Source organism: Bacillus sp. MYb209, from assembly GCF_002975175.1.
Classification (GTDB): domain Bacteria; phylum Bacillota; class Bacilli; order Bacillales; family Bacillaceae_G; genus Bacillus_A.
Map to the genome: position 1 here is coordinate 1 of NZ_PCNZ01000088.1, position 4655 is coordinate 4655.

The 4655-nt window shown below is 36.2% G+C and carries 5 protein-coding genes; 2 read left to right on the top strand and 3 right to left on the bottom strand.

Going from position 1 to position 4655, the window contains the following annotated elements; all coding sequences use genetic code 11:
- The 3 genes from CQZ94_RS30215 to CQZ94_RS31020 all read right to left on the bottom strand — a co-directional run.
- The coding region (locus CQZ94_RS30215; RefSeq protein ID WP_181149584.1) for a plasmid recombination protein at positions 1-445 on the bottom strand (445 nt) is incomplete at its 3' end.
- A 485-nt stretch (positions 446-930) separates the two neighbouring features.
- Positions 931-1449, bottom strand: coding sequence for a hypothetical protein (locus tag CQZ94_RS30220; protein ID WP_105588372.1), 519 nt, complete (start codon positions 1447-1449; stop codon positions 931-933).
- A gap of 125 nt (positions 1450-1574) precedes the next feature.
- The gene (locus CQZ94_RS31020) at positions 1575-2054 is read right to left on the bottom strand and encodes a hypothetical protein (RefSeq protein ID WP_142395975.1); all 480 of its coding nucleotides are present in this window, start codon (positions 2052-2054) and stop codon (positions 1575-1577) included.
- 1385 nt (positions 2055-3439) lie between these two features.
- Between CQZ94_RS31020 and CQZ94_RS30230 the strand changes: the two genes are divergently transcribed.
- Positions 3440-3589, top strand: coding sequence for a YjcZ family sporulation protein (locus CQZ94_RS30230; protein WP_105588374.1), 150 nt, complete (start codon positions 3440-3442; stop codon positions 3587-3589).
- A 162-nt stretch (positions 3590-3751) separates the two neighbouring features.
- Complete coding sequence (locus CQZ94_RS30235) at positions 3752-4159, top strand: hypothetical protein (protein WP_105588375.1); 408 nt, start codon at positions 3752-3754, stop codon at positions 4157-4159.
- Positions 4160-4655: the final 496 nt, after the last annotated feature.

Here is a 4655-nt window from a genome sequence, read left to right on the forward strand (position 1 = left end):
AATTCGGTACATAGTTAATATGTAAATGCGGATTTGCTTCATCATCATGTAAAACTATGTTATAGACTGCTAGATTTGGATTTCGCTTTTGAAACGCCTCGGCATACTGTTTTAACGCTTCTTTTTTAGCTCCCCTATACTTTGGGTCATCTTTACCTTCCCCAACCGCTACAACCAATTCTCGTTGTTCATGTGTCTTTTCATTTTTATGTATTTTGTCATAGTAGTCCTGGATCTTACGGTCATTGCGTTTTTGTTTCCCATTATACTTGTCCACCGCTTCTTGAAAGACATCCTTGTATACACTTCGGATGTCCTTTTGAACAAAGTAGATATTCTCGTCTAACCTGGATGGATTGATGCCAGGATTCCCATGAATATTTTCTCTGTTATTATGGCTTAATGAACTTTGGTGAGATTGATTAAATGAGATAGAGAACAACATAAAGTGCCACCACTTCCCCTAGATTAATTGATACAATAAGTCTAGCAAGGCGACGAAATTGTGTCAATTGACGTAACCCTATACGTATTTTGACGCTTTCGCATCAAAATCAATAGGGGTCTGCGACGCTTATCGGCTTCGCCGAGCCATGCTTAACATGGCAAAAACAAACCTTGGGCTTTGCCCAACCCCACTGGGGAACTCTTCCCCAGACCCCATTTATCGAACTCCCCAACCCCTCACTCAATCCTTGAGGGGCTCCCTCGCCGGTTGGCAGGAACAAACGGTAGTTTGTTCAGTGCCAAGAGGGTTCGGGTGTCCTTCAGTTGGTCAAGTCAAATACTCCCTTCACTACGCTAGGTCCGTTTTGATTGACCAACACAAATAACCATCTCTAATCTATTTCATTATTAACACTCTTTAATTCTTTTACAAAATCCTATAGATTTTGTCCGTATGTTTCTAAAAACCATTCAATTCTCCCTTCAAGAGAAAAAATGGTACCAAAATCCTTTTTTAGGCTTTTTTTCTTCCTTTGTGATAATTGTTTCTAAATCTATACTTTCCTGCTGTATTTTACGCAAAGCATTTTCTATATAGGATTGTTGCTCTCTTAACAGTTTTTGCTGTTCATCCATTTGTTGGAGTAATGCTTGATTAAATTTTTGTATATGTTGTATATGTTTAAGGAAAACTTGTATATCTAACTTATGGTAAGGGGCACTTTCATTGTTCTCATCCTGTTTTTCAGTTGGAACGACTTCATTTGTTAATAATAATCTATCAGCCGCAGTCTGCAATGTCATACCAACTTCTTTAGCAAGAGTGAAGAAACGACGAAGCAGGACAATGTCCTTATCATAAAACCTAAATTGATTTCGCTCATCTTTTAAAAAAGTGTAGTCTCGTTTTTCAAGTTCTAGGCAAAGCATGTTTAATGCAATATCGTCAATCTTAAGGAGCTTAGTTACTTCTTTTTCCGAGTGAAAATTCGTGTTATTCAAGGCTGTTCTCTCCCGTTCTAATAGTCTCTATGTAAATTAAGAAGAACTTTATTTAATTTACATAGAGACTAATATAAAATTAGGAAGAAGACAGCCAAATTTGGCTGTCTTCTAGATTTTTACCATCATTGACATGGTGCTGATGTCGAAGTCGTAGGGGGACATGGTGATGCCGTAGAACATGTTGGTAATGGAGCTTGTACTGCTCGGACAACTTTCTTCAACACAATAAAAGATGCTTTAACTATGACTAGATTTGTTATAATTACACCAAGAAGTGGGTCGGCTGCAGTTCCCCTTACAAGACAAGTTGTTGACCCTTCTGTCTCAACAACTTGTTCGAAGATACAATCGGTTGGGCGAACCCCAGGAGCTGCTTCTTCTTCTTGGATCGTCAGCGCGATGAGGGTACAACCTGCTGTACCAGCTGGAATGTCCAGTACGATGACCGGAGCACCAGTAACAGGCAGTGTAATAATAGTAAAAAATGCTGCTGTAGTTCGAACAGTAACAGTCGCATCAACATCGCCGCAGTTGATGATCTTGTCCCGAAGCAAATGACCTTCTAGTGTTGGGGTTGCAGAGACACACGCATCGAATTCCACAAGTCCCGAAGCACCTAAACGTGTTGCAACCTCCAAAACCAATGCAGCCAATTGAGCTGCGGTTAATGTAATAGGAGTTGGCAGAGCAGCAGCAAGCGTAGTAATCAGAGTACCAATGAATCCACCAAGACCGGCTACAATGAGATTTGTTTCAGGAATCCTCGCTTCTCCAATCTTTTGAGCACAAGATTCAAATACCAAACAGTTAGTAAACCTTAATGGATCCTGTACGGGACTTGGACACAAGTTAGTAAGTTGAGGCATAAAAACACCGTCTTTCTTTATTGTAATAGATTACGATTATATTCTATGAAAAATAGTTGTTTATTAAATCCGTTAAATGTCTATTTATTTATTTTTTGTAAAAATTAGACATTATTTAATTTTTATACATGTCTAATATTTTTAACTGTCTCTTAGGATCTAACTTTTAAATCTTCAGTCAGCCCCTCTTTAAAAAAAGATAACCCCTCAAAATTAAAGAAAATTAAATGTATATGGTATTCATGTGAGATTTACATAACATTTCTTTTTATCATGTTATGCATAATCTTAAACATTATAAAAATCCTAGTATTTTTCTATTTCCAAACATGCCCTTCCTTGCTCAATACTTGTTTAATAACATGTTCTAGCTTTACCCTATTACTCATTTGTTGTTTTCATCTTCATTTTTGGGTGTGAGTGCAAGAGCTGAGGTGAGGAGAGGGGGTGGCCCCTCCTAATATCATAAAAATAAAGGGTGAGAAAAATTCATCGCACCTAAAAATCACCTAAAATTAAAAAAGACCACCCTAAGGTGGTCTTTCTATGTAGGGTGGGAAGACATCGGTCTTCCCTTCGGGTTGCCCCGATGGAAATGGCGTTTTGTTTCCAAAACTGTTTTTCCTGATTACATATTATGCAAGAGTTTCAGTCTGGTTCCTAAATTATTAAATAAAAAAGAATTACGATTGGCCAAAAACAGACTGTAGAGATTTTCGTCTTTTTGTATTAATTACCCACCCAGGGGATAACCTCCTCTAATTTGAAAGTAAACTTTTAGATATTAGTTTACATTCAGCACCCCGAATTCATTGACTTCAACCCAATTACCCTGATATCCTCAAAATACGAAACAAAAGTATACATTCAAAACACTATAAATAAAAGGGTCCAAAAAATGAACAATACAACTTAACGTGGTAAAATATTATTTGGATGGGAGTCCAATACATATTATTAAAATTAAAATGGTTCAAGTCGGAGAAAAGCACCTTAGGGTGCCTTATCTTTATGTTCAAAAAGACTTGCTCATTCTGTTCATAAAAACATAAAATAATGAGAATCGCTTTAAATAATAAATTACCTATTGTTCTATCTCCTAAATTGAAGGGGGAAAAAATATGAGTTTTGGTGGTTCTTGTGGTGGCTTTGGTGGTTCTTGTGGTGGCTTTGGTGGCGGATTTGCTTTAATAATCGTTCTGTTCATCCTGTTAATCATTATCGGATGTAGTTGTTGGGGCGGCGGCGGCGGTGGCGGATTCGGATACTAAAAAAGTAGGCGCTCATTTGAGTGTCTTTTCTTTTTGTCTCCTTTAAAATTTCACATACCATATCTGATTGATAAAAAATCCACACTTAACTAGACTCATATACTCACACCATCCTCTCTAGACGAGCATAAGATGTACTAACGAACGAAAGGGGGTAATATTATGGGTTTTGGTTTTGGTGGAGGTTGTGATTTCGATAGATGTCATCATCGAAGAGAAGATCATCGAAGAGAAGATCATCGAAGAGAAGATCATCGAAGAGAAGATCATCGAAAAGAAGATAATAATCCCGAGTTACGACAATTTTTAAGAACATTAACTCCCGGCACTTGCATTGTTATTCAATATGATAATCAAAGACCTACAAGTGCAACATTTCAAGGTTTTCAAGGAAACAACGTAATTATTCTATCTGACTTTGATTGTTTCCCAGGATTAGCACGTATTGCGATTAACAAAATTAACGTAATCTCTATAAATTCACCTGATTGTGATCGTTTCCGTTGCAAACGTCGTAGACATTGCGACGAACATCATGAACACAAACATGATCATGAAGATGATTTTTAAAAATTAATTAATAGAAAAACCTTTCCTTTAATTTATAAGTCAATTTGCAAGAAAAACACCTATTAAAAAATAGGTGTTTTTCTTTTCTAAATTTTACCTAACTGAACATAAATAACAAACCATTTCATATAGCGGACATATACTATTGTAAGGTCGGCATCCAAAAGACCCAAATAAATACCCATGCCAAGAAATAAAACTACAAAGTATTTCTTGGCACCTTTACATAAAACAACAACACATTTATTAAGAATGTACAAACCTAATTAAAAATTTATACATATGATACATTATACTTTTCATAAAAAAACAAAATAAGATAAGGGCCCTCTCCCTTATCTTTTAATATTAATAAATATCATTTATTAATATTAAAATTAAACTACTCTTCGAACACTAATAACATCTAGGCTTGTCACATTAATGTTCGCAGCAGCATCAACCCAAATAAGAAATCCATCCTCTATACGAATAAAGACTCCTGTTCCATCGATCT

Excerpts from the sequence above, each read along its gene's own strand:
- CQZ94_RS30230 (WP_105588374.1), top strand. The coding sequence starts at position 3,440 with ATGAGTTTTGGTGGTTCTTGTGGTGGCTTTGGTGGTTCTTGTGGTGGC.
- CQZ94_RS30235 (WP_105588375.1), top strand. The coding sequence starts at position 3,752 with ATGGGTTTTGGTTTTGGTGGAGGTTGTGATTTCGATAGATGTCATCAT.